We start from the raw sequence: 14,861 nt of genomic DNA on the forward strand, positions 1-14,861 counted from the left end.
ATCTAAGGGCCTTCCTCGTCGCGGAGCCTCGCCATGGCCCTGGGGTAGCACCCCGTTCCCCGACGTAGAGAAGACGCGAGCATGAAGAACACCCAGAAGCCTTCCGGGATGCCGGTCCACAAGTACCGCCCCTTCCACGAGCAGATCTCGGTCGACCTGCCGGACCGCACCTGGCCGTCGAAACGGATCACCGAAGCGCCCCGGTGGTGCGCGGTCGACCTGCGCGACGGCAACCAAGCGCTCATCGATCCGATGAGCCCCGAGCGCAAGCGCCTCATGTTCGACCTGCTCGTGAAGATGGGCTACAAGGAGATTGAGGTCGGGTTCCCCTCGGCGAGTCAGACCGATTTCGACTTCGTCCGCCAGCTGATCGACGAGGGCCTCATCCCCGATGATGTGACCATCCAGGTTCTCACCCAGGCGCGCGAGCACCTCATCGCCCGCACGTACGAGTCGATTCGCGGTGCCAAGCAGGCCATCGTCCACCTGTACAACTCCACGAGTGTGCTCCAGCGCGAAGTGGTCTTCCGCACCGACCGGCAGGGCATCATCGACATCGCCCTGGAAGGGGCGCGGCTGTGTCGCGAGCTGGAGAAGACCATCCCGGACACGCAGGTCTTCTATGAGTACTCACCCGAGAGCTACACCGGAACCGAGCTCGAGTTCGCGGTCGAGATCTGCAACCAGGTGATCGAGGTCCTGGAGCCCACACCCGACCGCAAGGTCATCGTCAACCTGCCGGCGACGGTCGAGATGGCGACCCCGAATGTCTATGCCGACTCCATCGAGTGGATGAGTCGGCGGCTCGCGCACCGCGAGAACGTGATCCTCTCCCTGCACCCGCACAACGACCGCGGCACGGCGGTCGCCGCTGCTGAGCTCGGGTACATGGCCGGCGCAGACCGCATCGAGGGGTGCCTGTTCGGAAACGGGGAGCGCACGGGCAACGTCGACCTCGTCGCGCTCGGAATCAACCTGCTGACCCAGGGCATCGATCCGCAGATCGACTTCGGCGACATCGATCAGATCAAGCGCACCGCCGAGTACTGCAACCAGCTCCCGGTGCACGAGCGCAGTCCGTGGGCAGGAGACCTGGTTTTCACCGCGTTCAGTGGATCGCATCAGGATGCGATCAAGAAGGGGTTCGACGCCATGGCGGCGCGCGCCGCCGAGGAGGGGGTCACGGTCGACGAGATCGAGTGGGCGGTTCCTTATCTGCCGATCGATCCGAAGGACCTCGGGCGCTCCTACGAAGCGGTGATCCGGGTGAACTCGCAGTCCGGGAAGGGGGGAGTCGCCTACCTGCTGAAGTCCGATCATGCCCTGGACCTCCCGCGCAAGCTGCAGATCGAATTCTCCGGGGTCGTGCAGGCCAAGACGGACGCCGAGGGCGGTGAGGTCACCAGTGACCAGATCTGGAACGTCTTCACCGATGAGTACCTGCCCGCCGACGACGCCGACGCGCGGTGGGGCCGATTCGAGCTGCTGTCGACGCGGACCGAGAGCGATATGACGGGGGATGTCACCCTGGACGTCCGGCTCCGAGACGGCGACCGCGTCCTCGAGGCGCGGGGCACCGGCAACGGCCCCGTTGCGGCGTTCCTGGAGGTGCTCCGCGCAGAGGGCATCCACGTGACGCTCTACGACTACGTCGAACACGCCCTCAGTTCCGGAGGGGACGCGCAGGCCGCGGCGTATGTCGAGCTGCAGGTCGACGACCAGCGCCTGTGGGGCGTGGGCATGGACGGAGACATCTCCACGGCCTCGCTCAAGGCGATCGTCTCCGCGGTGAACCGCGCGATCCGCACCCGTTCGCGCGCGCGCGACCTCGCCGCGGTCTGAAAGATGCCCGTGGAGACGTCTCTCGCCGTCATCGGGGGAACGGGGCTCGAGCAGGCGTTCGACGCGTTCGAGGAGCGGGTCGTCGTCGACACCCCCTACGGCCCGACCAGTGAGCCGGTGGCGGTGGGGGAGATCGCCGGGCGTCGCGTCGCCTTCCTGCCCAGACACGGCCGGGGGCACTCCCTGCCGCCGGGATCGATCCCGGCACGGGCCAACGCGTGGGCCCTCGCCGCGCTGGGAGTGCGTGGGATCGTCTCCTCGGCGGCCGTCGGATCGCTCGATCCGGACCTGCCGCCGCCGACGCTCGTGATCCCCGACCAGCTGCTCGACCGCACCCGGCATCGCCCCGACAGCTTCTTCGACGGGACCGCCGCGGATGAGCCGGTGCGGCACCTGCCGCTGGCGGACCCGTTCTGCCCCGTGCTGCGGCGCGCCGCGACGACAGCGGCACCGGATGCGCGCGCCGAGGGGACGGTCGCGGTCATCGAGGGACCGCGGTTCTCGACGCGGGCAGAGTCGCGGAGCCTCTTCCGCGACGGCGCCCACATGGTGAACATGACGCTGTTCCCCGAGGTCGCCCTCGCGGCGGAGCTCGGCATCGGCACCGTCACCGTCTGCGTGGTCACCGACATGGACGCCGGAGCGACCGAGCATGACGAGACGGTCAGCGCCGATGTCGTCTACGCGCGATTCGCCGCAGCGCTCCCGGGCGTGGTCACCGCCATCGAGCGGACGATCGCGGCCGTCCCAGACGACTACGCGGGGCGGACGCTCCTCGACGACCGGGCGCGCACGGACGTCCTCGCACGACCGGTGCGGAGGCCGACGAGATGAGGCTGCTCGTCACCGGCGGCGGGGGCTTCATCGGGACGCGTCTCGTTCTTGAGGCGCTGGCTCGCGGTCACGAGGTGCGGGTCCTGGATTCGTTTCGCACCGACGTCCACGGCGCGGTCGCGGCGTTCCCCCGCGCGGTCGAGGTTCTGCACGGCGACGTCCGTGATCCGGAGATGCTCGATCGGGCGCTGCGGCAGGTCGATGCCGTGTCGCATCAGGCGGCGAAGGTGGGACTCGGCGTCGACTTCGCGGACGCCCCCGACTATGTCTCCTCGAACGTGTCGGCAACGGCCGAACTGTTGGCGGCCATGAAACGAGCCGGCGTCGCTCGACTCGTGTTGGCGTCCTCGATGGTCGTCTACGGGGAGGGCGTCTACACCGCGGGTCCCGGCGGCCCGCCGGCGCGGCCGGCCGCGCGTCGCGTGGCCGATCTGGAGGCCGGTGTGTTCGACCCTCGCGACGAGGAAACCGGAAAGGTGCTCGTGCCCGGGCTGGTCGAGGAGGACACCCCGGCCGACCCCCGCAACGTGTACGCCACGACCAAGCTGGCCCAGGAGCACCTCGCGGCGAACTGGGCGCGGGAGACGGGCGGCGTCGTCGCGGCGCTGCGGTATCACAACGTGTACGGGCCCGGGATGCCGCGCAACACACCCTACGCCGGCGTGGCGTCGCTCTTTCGCTCGGCGCTCGAGCGAGGCGAGGCCCCGACCGTGTTCGAAGACGGCGGCCAGCGCCGCGACTTCGTGCACGTCGATGATGTCGCCGCGGCCAATCTGGCGGCACTGTCGTGGACGGGGACATGTCCACCGGGGACGGCCCGACCCTTCAACGTCGCCAGTGGGCACGTGGTCACCATCGGAGAGGTCGCGCGGATTCTCAGTGAGGCGGCGAAGGGGAGCTCTCCGGTGGTCACCGGTGACTTCCGGCGCGGCGATGTGCGTCACATCACGGCATCGCCGGAACGTGCGCGGGCAGAGCTCGGCTGGTCCGCGCTGATCCATCCCGCGGAGGGTCTACGCGGTTTCGCGACCGCACCCCTACGGGCCTGAGGTCACGCCGGCTGCGAGGAGGAGACGGCGGGCAGCCGGATGTCGAACCGGCAGCCGCCGCTGATATTGGTGGCGACGACCTCTCCGTTGTGAGCCGAGACGATGCCGCGCACGATCGCGAGCCCGAGGCCGGCACCGGGGGACGTGCCCGCACCGGCATACGGGGTGCGAGCCGTCGAGCCGCGCCATCCCGGTTCGAACAGACGGGGCAGGTCGTCCGGGTCGATGCCCGGGCCTCTGTCGAGCACCGACACGGTGGGACGGTCATCGATCATCTCGACGCGGACGGCGATCGGCGTATCCGACGGTGTGTGCTGGACGGCGTTCATGAGGAGGTTCCCGATCGCGCGCGACAGCTCCCCGGGGTCCACGTGGACGGAGAGGCCTCGAGGGAGCGTACTGTCGACGCTGATCTCGCGCGCCGGGGCTGCTGGGCGAACGTCGGCGACGGCGTCGCTGACGACGTCGAGCAGCGAGACCTCCTCGAAGCGCAGCCGGAGGGCACCGGCATCGATGCGCGACAGATCGAAGAGGTCGTCGACCATCGAGGAGAGCAGGTCCACTTGCGCCCGCATCTGACGGTGATAGCGGCCGGGGTCGTCGACCATGTCGTCCTCGAGAGCTTCGGCCATCGCGCGGATCCCCGCCAACGGTGTGCGGAGGTCGTGGGATATCCACGCGACCAGTTCCCGGCGGGACGCCTCGACGCGGGCCTCCCTCTCGCGAGACAGGCGCAGCTGCTCACTGGTGTGAGCGAGGGCACCCTCGACACGTGCGAACTCGGCGCTCCCGGCTCGAGTGGAGGCGACGACGAGTTCGCCCTTGCCGATGCGCTCGGCAGCCCGCGACAGTGCGCGCATGTTGGCGACGACCCACATGCACAACGTCACGGCCACCACGAGGGAGCTGACCCCGGCGGCCACGGCGACGGCGATGGCCACGACGAGGTCGTGCGGCGAGAGGTACATCAAGTTCGCCACCGCGATCATGCTCGCGACGACCGAGACGACCCCGACCGACAGTGCGGTCGCCAATTGCACGTAGAGGGGTGTTCGGCGCAAGAGCAGGAGCACACCGACGCCGACGACACCGGTGGCCAGGCTGATGGCGAGCGTGATCGCGACGACGGAGGCGAGATCGTTCAGGCTCACTCCGGCCTCACCTCCGATGGGGGCGACCCCGTCGGATCGAACCGATACCCGACGCCCCACACCGTGACGAGGTGACGGGGCTCGGTCGGATCCGGCTCGATCTTCTCGCGGAGCCTGCGCACGTGCACCGTGACGGTCGACAGGTCCCCGATGGACCAGCCCCATACCGCCTGGAGGAGCCGTGCGCGGTCGAACGCCTGGCCGGGGCGTCGCGCGAGGTACTCGAGGAGGTCGAACTCGCGCGCGGTCAGGTTCAGTTCCGATCCCTCGTACGTCGCGATCCGTGCGGCGGGGTCGACGCGGTACCCGCCGCACACGATGGGGGCGTCGATGGGGGCCGCCAGGGTGGTCCGTCGCAGCACGGATTGCACCCGCAGCACCAGTTCGCGCGGGGAGAACGGCTTGGTGAGGTAGTCGTCGGCGCCGGCCTCGAGTCCGATGATGCGGTCGTCCTGGGACGTGCGGGCGGTGAGCATGAGGACGGCCGTGTCTCCGGCCGCGCGGATGCGCCGACATGTCTCAATGCCGTCGATGTCCGGGAGCATCACGTCGAGGACGACGAGATCGGGTGCCAGTGCCGCCAGCCGGCGCAGTGCCTCGCCGCCGTCGGCGGCGCGGTCCACGACGAAGCCCGCGGCGGACAGGTAGGTACCGGCGACCTCGGCGACGGTGGGGTCGTCATCGACGACGAGGATGCGTCGACCTTCGAGGTCGCCGCTGCGATGGGGCGACGTGCTCACGCACTCACCCTATGGCCCGAGATGACGACCGGCGCCGGTCGCGCCCGTCGTCGTCCGCGTTTCGTAATGGCTCTCGACGGCCCATCCGGCCACCGCAGGGGTTAGCGTCGGAGCATGCCACCGGTGGATGTCGTGCTCCCGTGCCTCAACGAGGCGGAGGCGCTCGCGCGGGTCCTGGGTGGGGTGCCGGACGGTTATCGCGCGATCGTCGTGGACAACGGATCCACCGACGGTTCGGCAGAGGTCGCGGCCGCCGCGGGAGCGCTCGTGGTGCACGAGTCGCGTCGCGGCTACGGCGCCGCCGTCCATGCGGGGTTGCTCGCCGCTGAGGCGCCCGTGGTGGCCTTCGCCGACGCCGATGCGTCGTTCGATCTCGCTCAGCTGCCCCTCGTGGTCGATCCGGTCGCGGACGGGAGAGTGGACATGATGCTCGGGCGCCGGGTCGTCGACGGTCGCGGCGCATGGCCGTGGCACGCGCGTCTGGCCAACCGATACCTGGCCCGTCGGATCTCGGCGGCGGCGAACGTGAGGCTGAGCGATCTGGGGCCGATGCGCGCGGCACGCCGCGGGCCCCTTCTCGAGCTGGGCATCGCCGATCGGCGCAGCGGATATCCGCTCGAGACCGTTCTGCGGGCGGCCGCGGCGGGGTGGCGGATCGACGAGATCGGGGTTGCCTATCGACCGCGGGTGGGTGTGTCGAAGGTCACCGGCACGGTTCGCGGTACGGCGACGGCCGTCTCGGACATGTCCCGCGTCCTCCGGGAGTTGTCATGACAGCCCTCACGATCGCCGTCGTCGCCAAGCAGTGTCTCCCCGGTCGGGTGAAGACGAGATTGACACCGCCGCTGCGACCGGAGGAGGCGGCGCGGCTCGCTCAGGCGAGCCTGGACGACACGCTCGATCTCGTCCGGAGCATTCCTGCCGCACGACGGGTTCTCTTCTTCGCCGGTGACGCACCGACCGATGCGGGGGATTTCGACGTCCTGGCGCAGCCCGATGGCGGGCTGGACGAGCGACTCGGCCATCTCTTCGACGTGATCGAGGGGCCCCTGCTGCTGATCGGCATGGACACCCCGCAGCTGACGCCGGCCGACCTCACCGGTCCCGCGACAGCGTGGCCGGGATCGGTCGACGCCTGGTTCGGGCCGGCCCTCGATGGAGGATTCTGGGCGCTGGCGATGAGGGAACCGGACGGATCGATGATCCGGGGTGTCCGCATGTCGGCGCCGAGCACGGGCCGCGAGCAGCGCGCTCGCCTCGCGGCGGGCGGGCAGCGGGTGGCCGATCTCGCGACGGTACGCGACGTCGACCACGTCGAGGACGTCCGCCACGTCGCCGCCCTCGCCCCTCACGGGCGATTCGCCGCGGTGTGGCGCGACATGCAGCGAACGGACACGCGCCGTGCGGGCTGAGATCCCCGCGGCACGGTTCGCGGCGGGTGGGGAAGACCCGTACGCCCGAATGCTCGACGGCGGGAGCGACGGTGTTCTGCGCCTTCGCCGCGTGAGCTCCGGCGCGATCGCGGAGGAGTGGGATTTCGTCGCGCTCAGCGCGCCCGCAGACGGTGACGACCTCGCGGTGCTGGGCGGATGCGACGGTCCCTTGCTGGACGTGGGCTGCGGCCCCGGCCGCATGGTCAGGGCGGCCGCGCAGCGAGCCTCCGCGGCGATGGGCATCGATGTCTCGGCGGCTGCGGTGCGACGCGCTCGTGCCGACGGGACGCCGGCCCTCGAGCGATCGATCTTCGATCGGCTCCCCCTCGAGGGGCGGTGGCGGACCGTCCTGTTGATGGATGGGAACGTCGGGATCGGAGGCGACCCGCGCCGTCTTCTCGAACGGTGTCGGGATCTGCTCGCCCCCGGCGGAGTCCTCATCGCCGAGGGCGCCGCCGACCCAGACCTCGACGAGCAGTCGCTGTTCACCGTGGTGGATGCGGCGGGCGCCGAGAGCGCCGCCTTCCCGTGGGCGCGCGCGGGCTGGCGCGTTCTCATGGCGGCGGCGACGGCGGCTGGCCTCGCCGACGCCACGCACGTGCGCAGCGGCGCGCGTCACTTCGTCCGCGCGGTCGCCGTCGCTCCACGACCGATCAGCACGGCGCTGACCGCGACGGCCAACGCCGCCGACCACAGGCCCACGAGAACGAGCGGGTAATCGACCGCGTGGATGGTGGGGTTGCGCGCACCGGTCGCACGGACGACCAGGCCCGGGATCAGCACGAGCGAGCAGCAGGCAGCGGTCACCAGGGCGGCGCGGGCAACCGCGGCCGCACGCCTCCCGATCCGCGCAGTGGTGCGGCGCCCGAGGGCCCCGAAAGCGATGACCAGGGGAGCGAGGACACCGTCGTGCAGCACGATCGCGGCCACCAGCCACCACACGACGGCGGGATATTGCGCGGGTGCGACGGTGACCACGCCGAGGAAAGCCGCGTAGCCGAGCACCGCGACGCCCGTTGTGCCGAGGAGAACGCGGGTCGTGTCGACGCGCGACCACGTGCCGGCGGTCACCGCGGCGCCTCGATCGTGCTGAGCCATTTGGTCTGCATTACCCCGGGGCGCCCCGGCGCGATGATGCGCGCCGGGAATCCGTGGTCGATGTCGAGGTCCTCGCCGCCCAGCTTCAGCGCGACGAGAGTCAGGGGATCGTCGACGTAGACCTGCGGCATCGCGGTGCGGGAGAACGCGCCGCGTACCTGCAGGCTCGTGATGCGTACGCCCGCTCCGGTGGAGCCGCCCGCCAGATCGAGCAGATCGCGGAGTGGGACGCCGGTCCAGGTCGCGGTCTGACTCCACCCCTCGACGCAGGCGATCGGAAGGTCGGCGGTGGTCTGCGGCAGGGCCTGGAGCTCGCGACGTGACAGGGCGATGGTGGAGGTCGCGCCCGCGATGCGGAGTGACCAGGTCGGATCCAACGCGCTTCGGTCGGCACCGGCTTCGGTCGCGGTGCGGTTCACCGGAAGGCCCTGTGGGCCGATGCCGGGTCGTCGCGGGGAGAGGACCGCGAGCGGCGCGAGCGGTGCGATGGTCTGCCCCGCGGTACCGAGGAAGATCGCGCCGGCCGAGGCGGCCACGGCGATCATCGCACCGCGACGGGACACGACCTCCGTCTCGGACGGACGCTGGTCGGGATCGGGCGCGGGCTGCTCCGGCCACGTGGGGGCAGGGGGGCGGTCAGTCGCCTCCGGGTCGGCGGGTCGCGCGTGCCAGAAGCCGATGATCGTGGGCAGCTTGACCGCGATGTGGAGCAGGACCGCCCCCACGATGACCCACGCCAGGACGAAATGGACCCGCCGGAAGGAGAAGTCGAACGCGTACCACTGCGCGATGTTCATCACGCCGATCGCGACCTCGACCAGTGACGCGCCGACGAGGACGGCGATCGAGGCCCGTTCGAGCAACGACACCGGACCGGTCACCGGCGGCCAGGCGAACAGGCGCGGGTACACCGCCCACAGCTTCGCCAGCAGCACCGGGATCATCACCAGCCCTGCCAGGACGTGTGTGCCCTGAGTGACCTGATACAGCCACACCGGCCGGGGGAACAACGGCACCCACCCGATGGGGTTCTGGAGGATGTGGCTGTAGAGGCCCGTGAGGAAGCACACGATCACGAGCACTCCGAGGACCCGGCCGAAGACCACAGTGGTCCGCGTCCGACGCGGCGGTGTCGATGCCCCGCGTCGGGCCGCGTCGACGACGCGCTCGAGACGGGCCGACGCGGCCGCGGTGAGTCCGGACATGACTTCAGACAAGCACGTCTCGCGACGGATGCGCCTTACGAATCGGAGACGACAGCGCAGCCACGCGGAGTGGGCGTGCATAGTCTCGGAGTATGTCCGTCGACACCGCCCCCGCCCGTGCGGGCCGCCGCGCGACCCTCATCGGCACGGGCGCGGCACTGCTGCTCATCGCTCTCGCCGTGGTGGTACCGGTGGTCACGAGGTGGGATGTCGCCACGCGGGCCGCCCGCTCGGCCGACGATCGCGCCGTCGCCCCGCTGCACGGACTGTGGGTTCCGCACGTGGGGGTCGCCACGGTCGCCGCGGTCCTGGTCGCCGTGCTCGCGTGGCGATACGCCGACACGCTCGCGGAGTCATTGCCCTGGGGCGGCCTGCTGACGTCGTCGGTCGCCGCGGCGGCATCGTGGATGCTCGCCCTGGCCCTCGTCGATGGCCCGACGGGTCTTTCACGCGTCCTGGGGAACCCGTACGAGTACCTGCGGACAGCGCGCGAGGTCGATGACATCGGTGTCCTCCTGTCGACCTACATCTCCCGTATCCCGTTCGCCGCGGAAGACAACTGGGTCACCCACGTCGCGGGCCACCCGCCGGGGATGTTGCTGTTCTTCGTCGCTCTGGTCCGTGTCGGACTCGGCGCGGATCTCATCGCCGGTCTCGTCGTGACACTGATCGCTTCGACGCTTCCGGCGGCCGTGCTGAGCACCGTGCGCCTGCTCGGTGCCGAGCCGCTCGCGCGGCGCGCGGCACCCTTCCTGGTGTTCACCCCCGCTGCGGTCTTCCTCGCCGTATCCGCCGACGCGGTGATCGCCACGGCCGGTGCATGGGGCATCGCCGCGCTCGCCGCGGCCACGCGCGGGCGCGGTGTCGTCTCGACGGTCGGCTGGGCGGCACTTGCCGGCGTGATCCTGGGATCGACGGTGATGATGTCGTACGGGATGCTGCTGCTCGGTGTCGTCGCCGTCGCCGTCCTCGCCGCCGGCGGTCGATGGTCGCCGCTCCCGGTGGCGGCTCTGACCGCATCCGCGGTCGTGGCGGTCTTCGCAGCCGGTGGATTCGCCCTGTGGGAGGCGTATCCGGTGTTGGCCGAACGGTACGCCGACGGTATCGCCTCCGAGCGGCCGTACTCGTACTGGGTGTGGGGGAATCTGGCGGCCCTCGCGATCTGTGCCGGGCCCCTGCTCGGCGGAGCGCTGGGCGCGGCGGGGGTCTCGGTGCGGGCTCGCGGTGAGCGTGTCGCACTGTGGCTGATCGCGGCCGGCTTGCTGATGGTCCTCTTGGCGGATCTGTCCGGGATGAGCAAGGCGGAGGTCGAGCGGATCTGGTTGCCGTTCGTGCCGTGGCTGACCCTCGCGTTCGCCTTCGTGCCCCGCCCGTGGCGCCGTCGGATCCTGGCGGCCCAACTGGCGTGGGCACTCCTCGTCCAGCACCTGCTGTACACGGTCTGGTGACCGCAACGGCACGTCCGGCCGACTTCCACCGCGATCGCGGGATAATCGAGGGGTGCCCACCTATCGCGACGACGTCGTGGTCCTGCGCACCCACAAACTGGGGGAGGCGGACCGCATCGTCACGCTGCTCAGCCGACGGCACGGCAAAGTGAGAGCGGTGGCGAAAGGTGTGCGACGCACCTCGTCGCGGTTCGGTTCGCGCCTCGAGCCGTTCATGGTGGCCGATGTGCAGCTCTACCGCGGGCGATCCCTCGACATCGTGCAGCAGGCCGAATCGCTGGGCGCGTATGGCGCCGACATCGTCGTCGACTACGACAGCTACACCGCGGCCAGCGCGATGGTCGAGGCGGCGGACCGGCTGAACGAAGCGGAGGCCACCCCGCAGCAGTACCTGCTGTTGGTCGGAGGTCTTCGCGCCCTGTCCCGCGGCGAGCATTCCGCGCGCCACATCCTCGACTCCTACCTGCTGCGAGCGATGGCGCTGTCGGGGTGGGCGCCCGGCCTCGATGAGTGCGCACGGTGCGGATCGCCCGGACCGCACTCATCGTTCGTCGCGCAGTCGGGCGGCATGGTGTGTCCCGACTGCGCGCCCGCCGGCGCCGCGCGGGTCGCCCCCGATGCCGTCGCGCACCTCGGTGCGCTCATCCGCGGCGAATGGACCGTCGTCGACGCCGCGCCCGACGCCGCCACGGCGGCCGCCTCGGGGCTCATCGCGGCGTATGCCCAATGGCACCTCGAGCGCGGTATCCGTTCCCTGTCCCACGTCGAAAGCCGCTCGTGAGCCCGAAGCCCTACACGCACCGCGATGCCGTGCCCTACCGCCCCGTCGATTGGACGGGGGAGTATCCACCGGACTACCCCGCGGGGGCGGTTCCCGCTCATGTGGCGATCGTCATGGACGGCAACGGTCGTTGGGCCAATCGACAGGGCCTGACCCGGGTCGAGGGACACAAGGCGGGCGAGGCGGCGCTGCTGGACGTGGTCGCGGGAGCGATCCAGGCCGGTGTGCGGCACCTCTCCGTGTACGCGTTCTCCACGGAGAACTGGTCGCGGTCACCCGACGAGGTGCGGTTCCTGATGGGGTTCAACCGCGACGTGCTGCACCGGCGCCGCGATCAGCTCAACGAGTGGGGCGTGCGGGTGCGGTGGGCCGGGCGCAAGCCGCGGCTGTGGTCGTCGGTGATCAAGGAACTGCAGTACGCCGAACGTCTCACCGCCGGGAACGATGTCCTCACCTTGACGATGTGCGTCAATTACGGCGGGCGTGTCGAGCTCGTGGATGCGGTGCGCTCGATCGCCGACGACGTGGCCGCCGGCCGGATCCGCCCCGGAGCGGTCTCGGAGAAGCTCATCGCCAAGCGGCTCTACCAGCCGGAGATGCCGGATGTCGACCTGTTCGTCCGATCCAGCGGCGAGCAGCGGACGTCGAACTTCCTGCTCTGGGAGAGTGCGTACGCCGAGTTCGTCTTTCTCGACACGCTGTGGCCGGACTTCGGTCGCACGGACCTGTGGCGTGCGATCGACACCTACCTCGGGCGTGATCGACGCTTCGGCGGCGCCGTCGACTCGCCCGACCACCCCCGCTGACCGGCGCGATATCGCTCCCGGGGAATACCGGGACGGCGAAGGATGTTGTCAACGGCATGACAGATGCCATCGCGATCGAGGTCTGGTCGGACATCGCCTGCCCCTGGTGCTACATCGGCAAGCGCAATCTCGAGAGGGGCATCGCGTCGCGAGGCGCGGATGCGCCCGAGGTCCGCGTGACCTACCGCTCGTTCGAACTCGCACCCGACACACCGGTCGATTTCGAGGGGGGAGAGGCCGATTACCTGGCCGCGCACAAGGGCGTGGATGCCGCCACGGCGCAGCAGATGCTCGAACGCGTGACCGGCGTGGCCGCCGACGCGGGTCTCGAGTACCGGTTCGACCTGCTGCACCACACCAACACGGTCAAGGCTCACCAGCTCCTCCATTACGCGAAAGAGCGCGGACGCCAGCACGAGATGTCCGAACGTCTCATGGCCGCGTATTTCACGGAGGGGCGGCACCTGGGCCGCGACGATGAGCTGGTCTCGCTGGCGGTCGAGATCGGCTTCGATGCCGACGACGTGCGAGCCGCCCTCGAGCAGGAGACGCACCTCGAGTCCGTCCGCGCCGATCAGGCGCAGGCGGCCGCGTACGGGATCAGTGGGGTGCCGTTCTTCGTGATTGACGGTGCGTACGGGGTCAGTGGGGCCCAGCCTCCCGAGGCCTTCTCACAGATCCTCGATCAGGTCTGGCGCGAGCGCGTCGACGACGAACCGGCGGAGCCGGAGCCCCGGTCGGCATGACCGCTCAGCGGGGAAGGCTCTGCTCGATCACCGCGATGATCTGAGGGTCGTCCGGCGTGGTCGTCGGCCGGAACCGGTGCACCTCGCCGGTCGGAGTGATGACGAATTTCTCGAAGTTCCACTTCACGGCGCCGGCCTTGCCGTTCGCATCCTGCGTCGTCTTCAGGGCCTGGTACAGCGGGGCCGTACCGCGCCCGTTGACCTTGATCTTGTCGTTGACGGGGAAGCTGACGCCCCACGTCGTGGCGCAGTAGTCGAGGATCTCCTCGACCGAACCCGGTTCCTGGCCGAAGAACTGATTGCAGGGGAACCCCACGACGGTCAGCCCCCGCTCGCCGTAGGTCCGCTGAAGCTGCTCGAGCTGCTCGTATTGCGGAGTCAGACCGCACTTGGAGGCGACGTTGACCACGAGGGCCACTCCGTCGCCGTACGACGCCAGGGTCGCCTCGCCGCCATCGGCGGTGGCGAAGGGGATGTCGCGGACGGACGAGAGATCGGTCATATCCCCAGGGTATGGCCGGCGCGGCGCAGGCGGCGCGAGTCTGGGAGAATGGTCGGGATGAATACCGCCGTCGCCGCACCCGAGGCCTTGCGCATCGGGCCGATCACCCTCGATGCGCCGGTCGTGCTCGCTCCGATGGCCGGCATCACCAACACCGCCTTCCGGCGCCTGTGCCGTGAGTACGGCGCGGGCCTCTACGTCAGCGAGATGATCACGTCCCGTGCCCTCGTCGAGCGCAACGCGACCACGATGCGGTTGATCACCCATCACGAATCCGAGACGCCGCGCTCGATCCAGTTGTACGGGGTGGACCCGGCAACGGTCGAGAGCGCCGTTCGTCTGCTCGTGGACGAGGATCGAGCCGATCACATCGACCTCAACTTCGGCTGCCCGGTTCCCAAGGTCACCCGCAAGGGCGGTGGGGCCGCGCTGCCCTGGAAGACCGGCCTGTTCCGCGACATCGTCACCCGTGCGGCGCGCGCGGCCGAGCACGTGCCCCTCACGGTGAAGATGCGCAAGGGGATCGATGCCGACCATCTCACCTATCTCGACGCCGGTCGGATGGCTGAGGATGCCGGGGTCGCGGCCGTCGCGCTGCACGCACGCACTGCGTCGGAGTTCTATTCCGGCACCGCGGACTGGTCGGCCATCGCCGCGCTGAAAGAGGCGATCACCGACGTGCCGGTGCTGGGCAACGGAGACATCTGGTCGGCCGAGGACGCTGCGCGCATGATGGCCGAGACCGGTTGCGACGGCGTCGTGGTCGGCCGAGGGTGCCTCGGCCGACCCTGGCTGTTCGGGGACTTGGCGAGGACGCTCGGATCCCCGGACGCGGCGGCGCCGCCGGTGGACGCGACCCTCGCCTTCGTCGCGCGGGCGTTTCGTCGTCACGCCGAGCTGCTCGTGGAGTTCTTCGATGATGAAGGCCGCGGATGCCGCGACATCCGCAAGCACGTCGCGTGGTACTTCAAGGGATACCCCGTCGGCGGTGACCTGCGTGCGCGGCTGGCCACCGTTTCGAGCCTCGCGGAGATCGACGACCTGATCGCCGAGCTCGACCTCGACGCGCCCTACCCGGGCGCTGCTGCCGAGGGGCAGCGCGGTCGTGCCGGGAGCCCCAAACGCCCCGCGCTGCCCGACGGGTGGCTGGACTCGCGTGACCTCGCCGCCGATGCGTCCACCGCGATGGCCGAAGCGGAATCGGATCACAGTGGCGGTTGACCAGG

General features: G+C 70.1%; 16 protein-coding genes. 11 read left to right on the top strand and 5 right to left on the bottom strand.

All coding sequences use genetic code 11. From position 1 onward, the window contains the following. Positions 1 to 81 precede the first annotated feature (81 nt). The 3 genes from leuA to RZO50_RS12390 are packed head-to-tail and all read left to right on the top strand — an operon-like array spanning position 82 to position 3,725. Complete coding sequence (gene leuA / locus RZO50_RS12380) at positions 82 to 1,842, top strand: 2-isopropylmalate synthase (protein WP_322600047.1); 1,761 nt, start codon at positions 82 to 84, stop codon at positions 1,840 to 1,842. 9 nt (positions 1,843 to 1,851) lie between these two features. Next, a complete protein-coding gene (locus RZO50_RS12385; RefSeq protein ID WP_322600048.1) occupies positions 1,852 to 2,676 on the top strand; it encodes an MTAP family purine nucleoside phosphorylase in 825 nt (274 codons plus the stop codon). Beyond that, positions 2,673 to 3,725: an NAD-dependent epimerase/dehydratase family protein gene (locus RZO50_RS12390; RefSeq protein WP_322600049.1), complete on the top strand. Its 1,053-nt coding sequence runs from the start codon at positions 2,673 to 2,675 to the stop codon at positions 3,723 to 3,725. Before RZO50_RS12385 ends, RZO50_RS12390 begins: the two co-directional genes overlap by 4 nt. 2 nt (positions 3,726 to 3,727) lie before the next feature. Here the strand turns inward: RZO50_RS12390 and RZO50_RS12395 are convergent, their stop codons facing one another. Continuing rightward, positions 3,728 to 4,876, bottom strand: coding sequence for a sensor histidine kinase (locus RZO50_RS12395; protein WP_322600050.1), 1,149 nt, complete (start codon positions 4,874 to 4,876; stop codon positions 3,728 to 3,730). Next, positions 4,873 to 5,616, bottom strand: a complete 744-nt coding sequence (locus tag RZO50_RS12400; RefSeq protein WP_322600051.1) for a response regulator transcription factor — start codon at positions 5,614 to 5,616, stop codon at positions 4,873 to 4,875. The genes RZO50_RS12395 and RZO50_RS12400 overlap by 4 nt, the downstream gene beginning before the upstream one ends. A gap of 114 nt (positions 5,617 to 5,730) precedes the next feature. Here RZO50_RS12400 and RZO50_RS12405 point away from each other — a divergent pair, with 114 nt between their 5' ends. The 3 genes from RZO50_RS12405 to RZO50_RS12415 are packed head-to-tail and all read left to right on the top strand — an operon-like array spanning position 5,731 to position 7,767. Continuing rightward, complete coding sequence (locus tag RZO50_RS12405) at positions 5,731 to 6,390, top strand: glycosyltransferase family 2 protein (RefSeq protein WP_322600052.1); 660 nt, start codon at positions 5,731 to 5,733, stop codon at positions 6,388 to 6,390. Further along, positions 6,387 to 7,028, top strand: a complete 642-nt coding sequence (locus tag RZO50_RS12410; RefSeq protein WP_322600053.1) for a TIGR04282 family arsenosugar biosynthesis glycosyltransferase — start codon at positions 6,387 to 6,389, stop codon at positions 7,026 to 7,028. The genes RZO50_RS12405 and RZO50_RS12410 overlap by 4 nt, the downstream gene beginning before the upstream one ends. Further along, positions 7,018 to 7,767 carry a methyltransferase domain-containing protein gene (locus tag RZO50_RS12415; protein ID WP_322600054.1) on the top strand — a complete coding sequence of 250 codons (750 nt, stop codon included), beginning with the start codon at positions 7,018 to 7,020 and terminating at the stop codon, positions 7,765 to 7,767. Before RZO50_RS12410 ends, RZO50_RS12415 begins: the two co-directional genes overlap by 11 nt. Here the strand turns inward: RZO50_RS12415 and RZO50_RS12420 are convergent. Together RZO50_RS12420 and RZO50_RS12425 are read right to left on the bottom strand one after the other, a co-directional pair. Further along, on the bottom strand, positions 7,665 to 8,147 hold the full coding sequence (locus RZO50_RS12420; RefSeq protein WP_322600055.1) for a hypothetical protein: 483 nt from the start codon (positions 8,145 to 8,147) through the stop codon (positions 7,665 to 7,667). The two genes, RZO50_RS12415 and RZO50_RS12420, sit on opposite strands and share 103 nt — an antisense overlap. Continuing rightward, on the bottom strand, positions 8,117 to 9,352 hold the full coding sequence (locus RZO50_RS12425) for a molybdopterin-dependent oxidoreductase (protein WP_322600056.1): 1,236 nt from the start codon (positions 9,350 to 9,352) through the stop codon (positions 8,117 to 8,119). The genes RZO50_RS12420 and RZO50_RS12425 overlap by 31 nt, the downstream gene beginning before the upstream one ends. A 92-nt stretch (positions 9,353 to 9,444) precedes the next feature. Here RZO50_RS12425 and RZO50_RS12430 point away from each other — a divergent pair, with 92 nt between their 5' ends. The 4 genes from RZO50_RS12430 to RZO50_RS12445 are packed head-to-tail and all read left to right on the top strand — an operon-like array spanning position 9,445 to position 13,133. After that, complete coding sequence (locus RZO50_RS12430; protein ID WP_322600057.1) at positions 9,445 to 10,800, top strand: hypothetical protein; 1,356 nt, start codon at positions 9,445 to 9,447, stop codon at positions 10,798 to 10,800. A gap of 52 nt (positions 10,801 to 10,852) precedes the next feature. Beyond that, complete coding sequence (gene recO, locus RZO50_RS12435) at positions 10,853 to 11,581, top strand: DNA repair protein RecO (protein ID WP_322600058.1); 729 nt, start codon at positions 10,853 to 10,855, stop codon at positions 11,579 to 11,581. After that, positions 11,578 to 12,387: an isoprenyl transferase gene (locus tag RZO50_RS12440; RefSeq protein ID WP_322600059.1), complete on the top strand. Its 810-nt coding sequence runs from the start codon at positions 11,578 to 11,580 to the stop codon at positions 12,385 to 12,387. The genes recO and RZO50_RS12440 overlap by 4 nt, the downstream gene beginning before the upstream one ends. A 56-nt stretch (positions 12,388 to 12,443) precedes the next feature. Then, the gene (locus tag RZO50_RS12445; protein WP_322600060.1) at positions 12,444 to 13,133 is read left to right on the top strand and encodes a DsbA family oxidoreductase; all 690 of its coding nucleotides are present in this window, start codon (positions 12,444 to 12,446) and stop codon (positions 13,131 to 13,133) included. A 4-nt stretch (positions 13,134 to 13,137) separates the two neighbouring features. Here the strand turns inward: RZO50_RS12445 and RZO50_RS12450 are convergent, their stop codons facing one another. Beyond that, the gene (locus RZO50_RS12450; RefSeq protein ID WP_322600061.1) at positions 13,138 to 13,635 is read right to left on the bottom strand and encodes a glutathione peroxidase; all 498 of its coding nucleotides are present in this window, start codon (positions 13,633 to 13,635) and stop codon (positions 13,138 to 13,140) included. 57 nt (positions 13,636 to 13,692) lie between these two features. On the opposite strand from RZO50_RS12450, the gene dusB reads away from it, so the two are divergent. Next, positions 13,693 to 14,856, top strand: a complete 1,164-nt coding sequence (gene dusB, locus RZO50_RS12455; protein WP_322600062.1) for a tRNA dihydrouridine synthase DusB — start codon at positions 13,693 to 13,695, stop codon at positions 14,854 to 14,856. Positions 14,857 to 14,861 lie beyond the last annotated feature (5 nt).

The organism is Microbacterium xanthum (genome assembly GCF_034531355.1).
Taxonomy (GTDB): Bacteria; Actinomycetota; Actinomycetes; order Actinomycetales; family Microbacteriaceae; genus Microbacterium; species Microbacterium xanthum.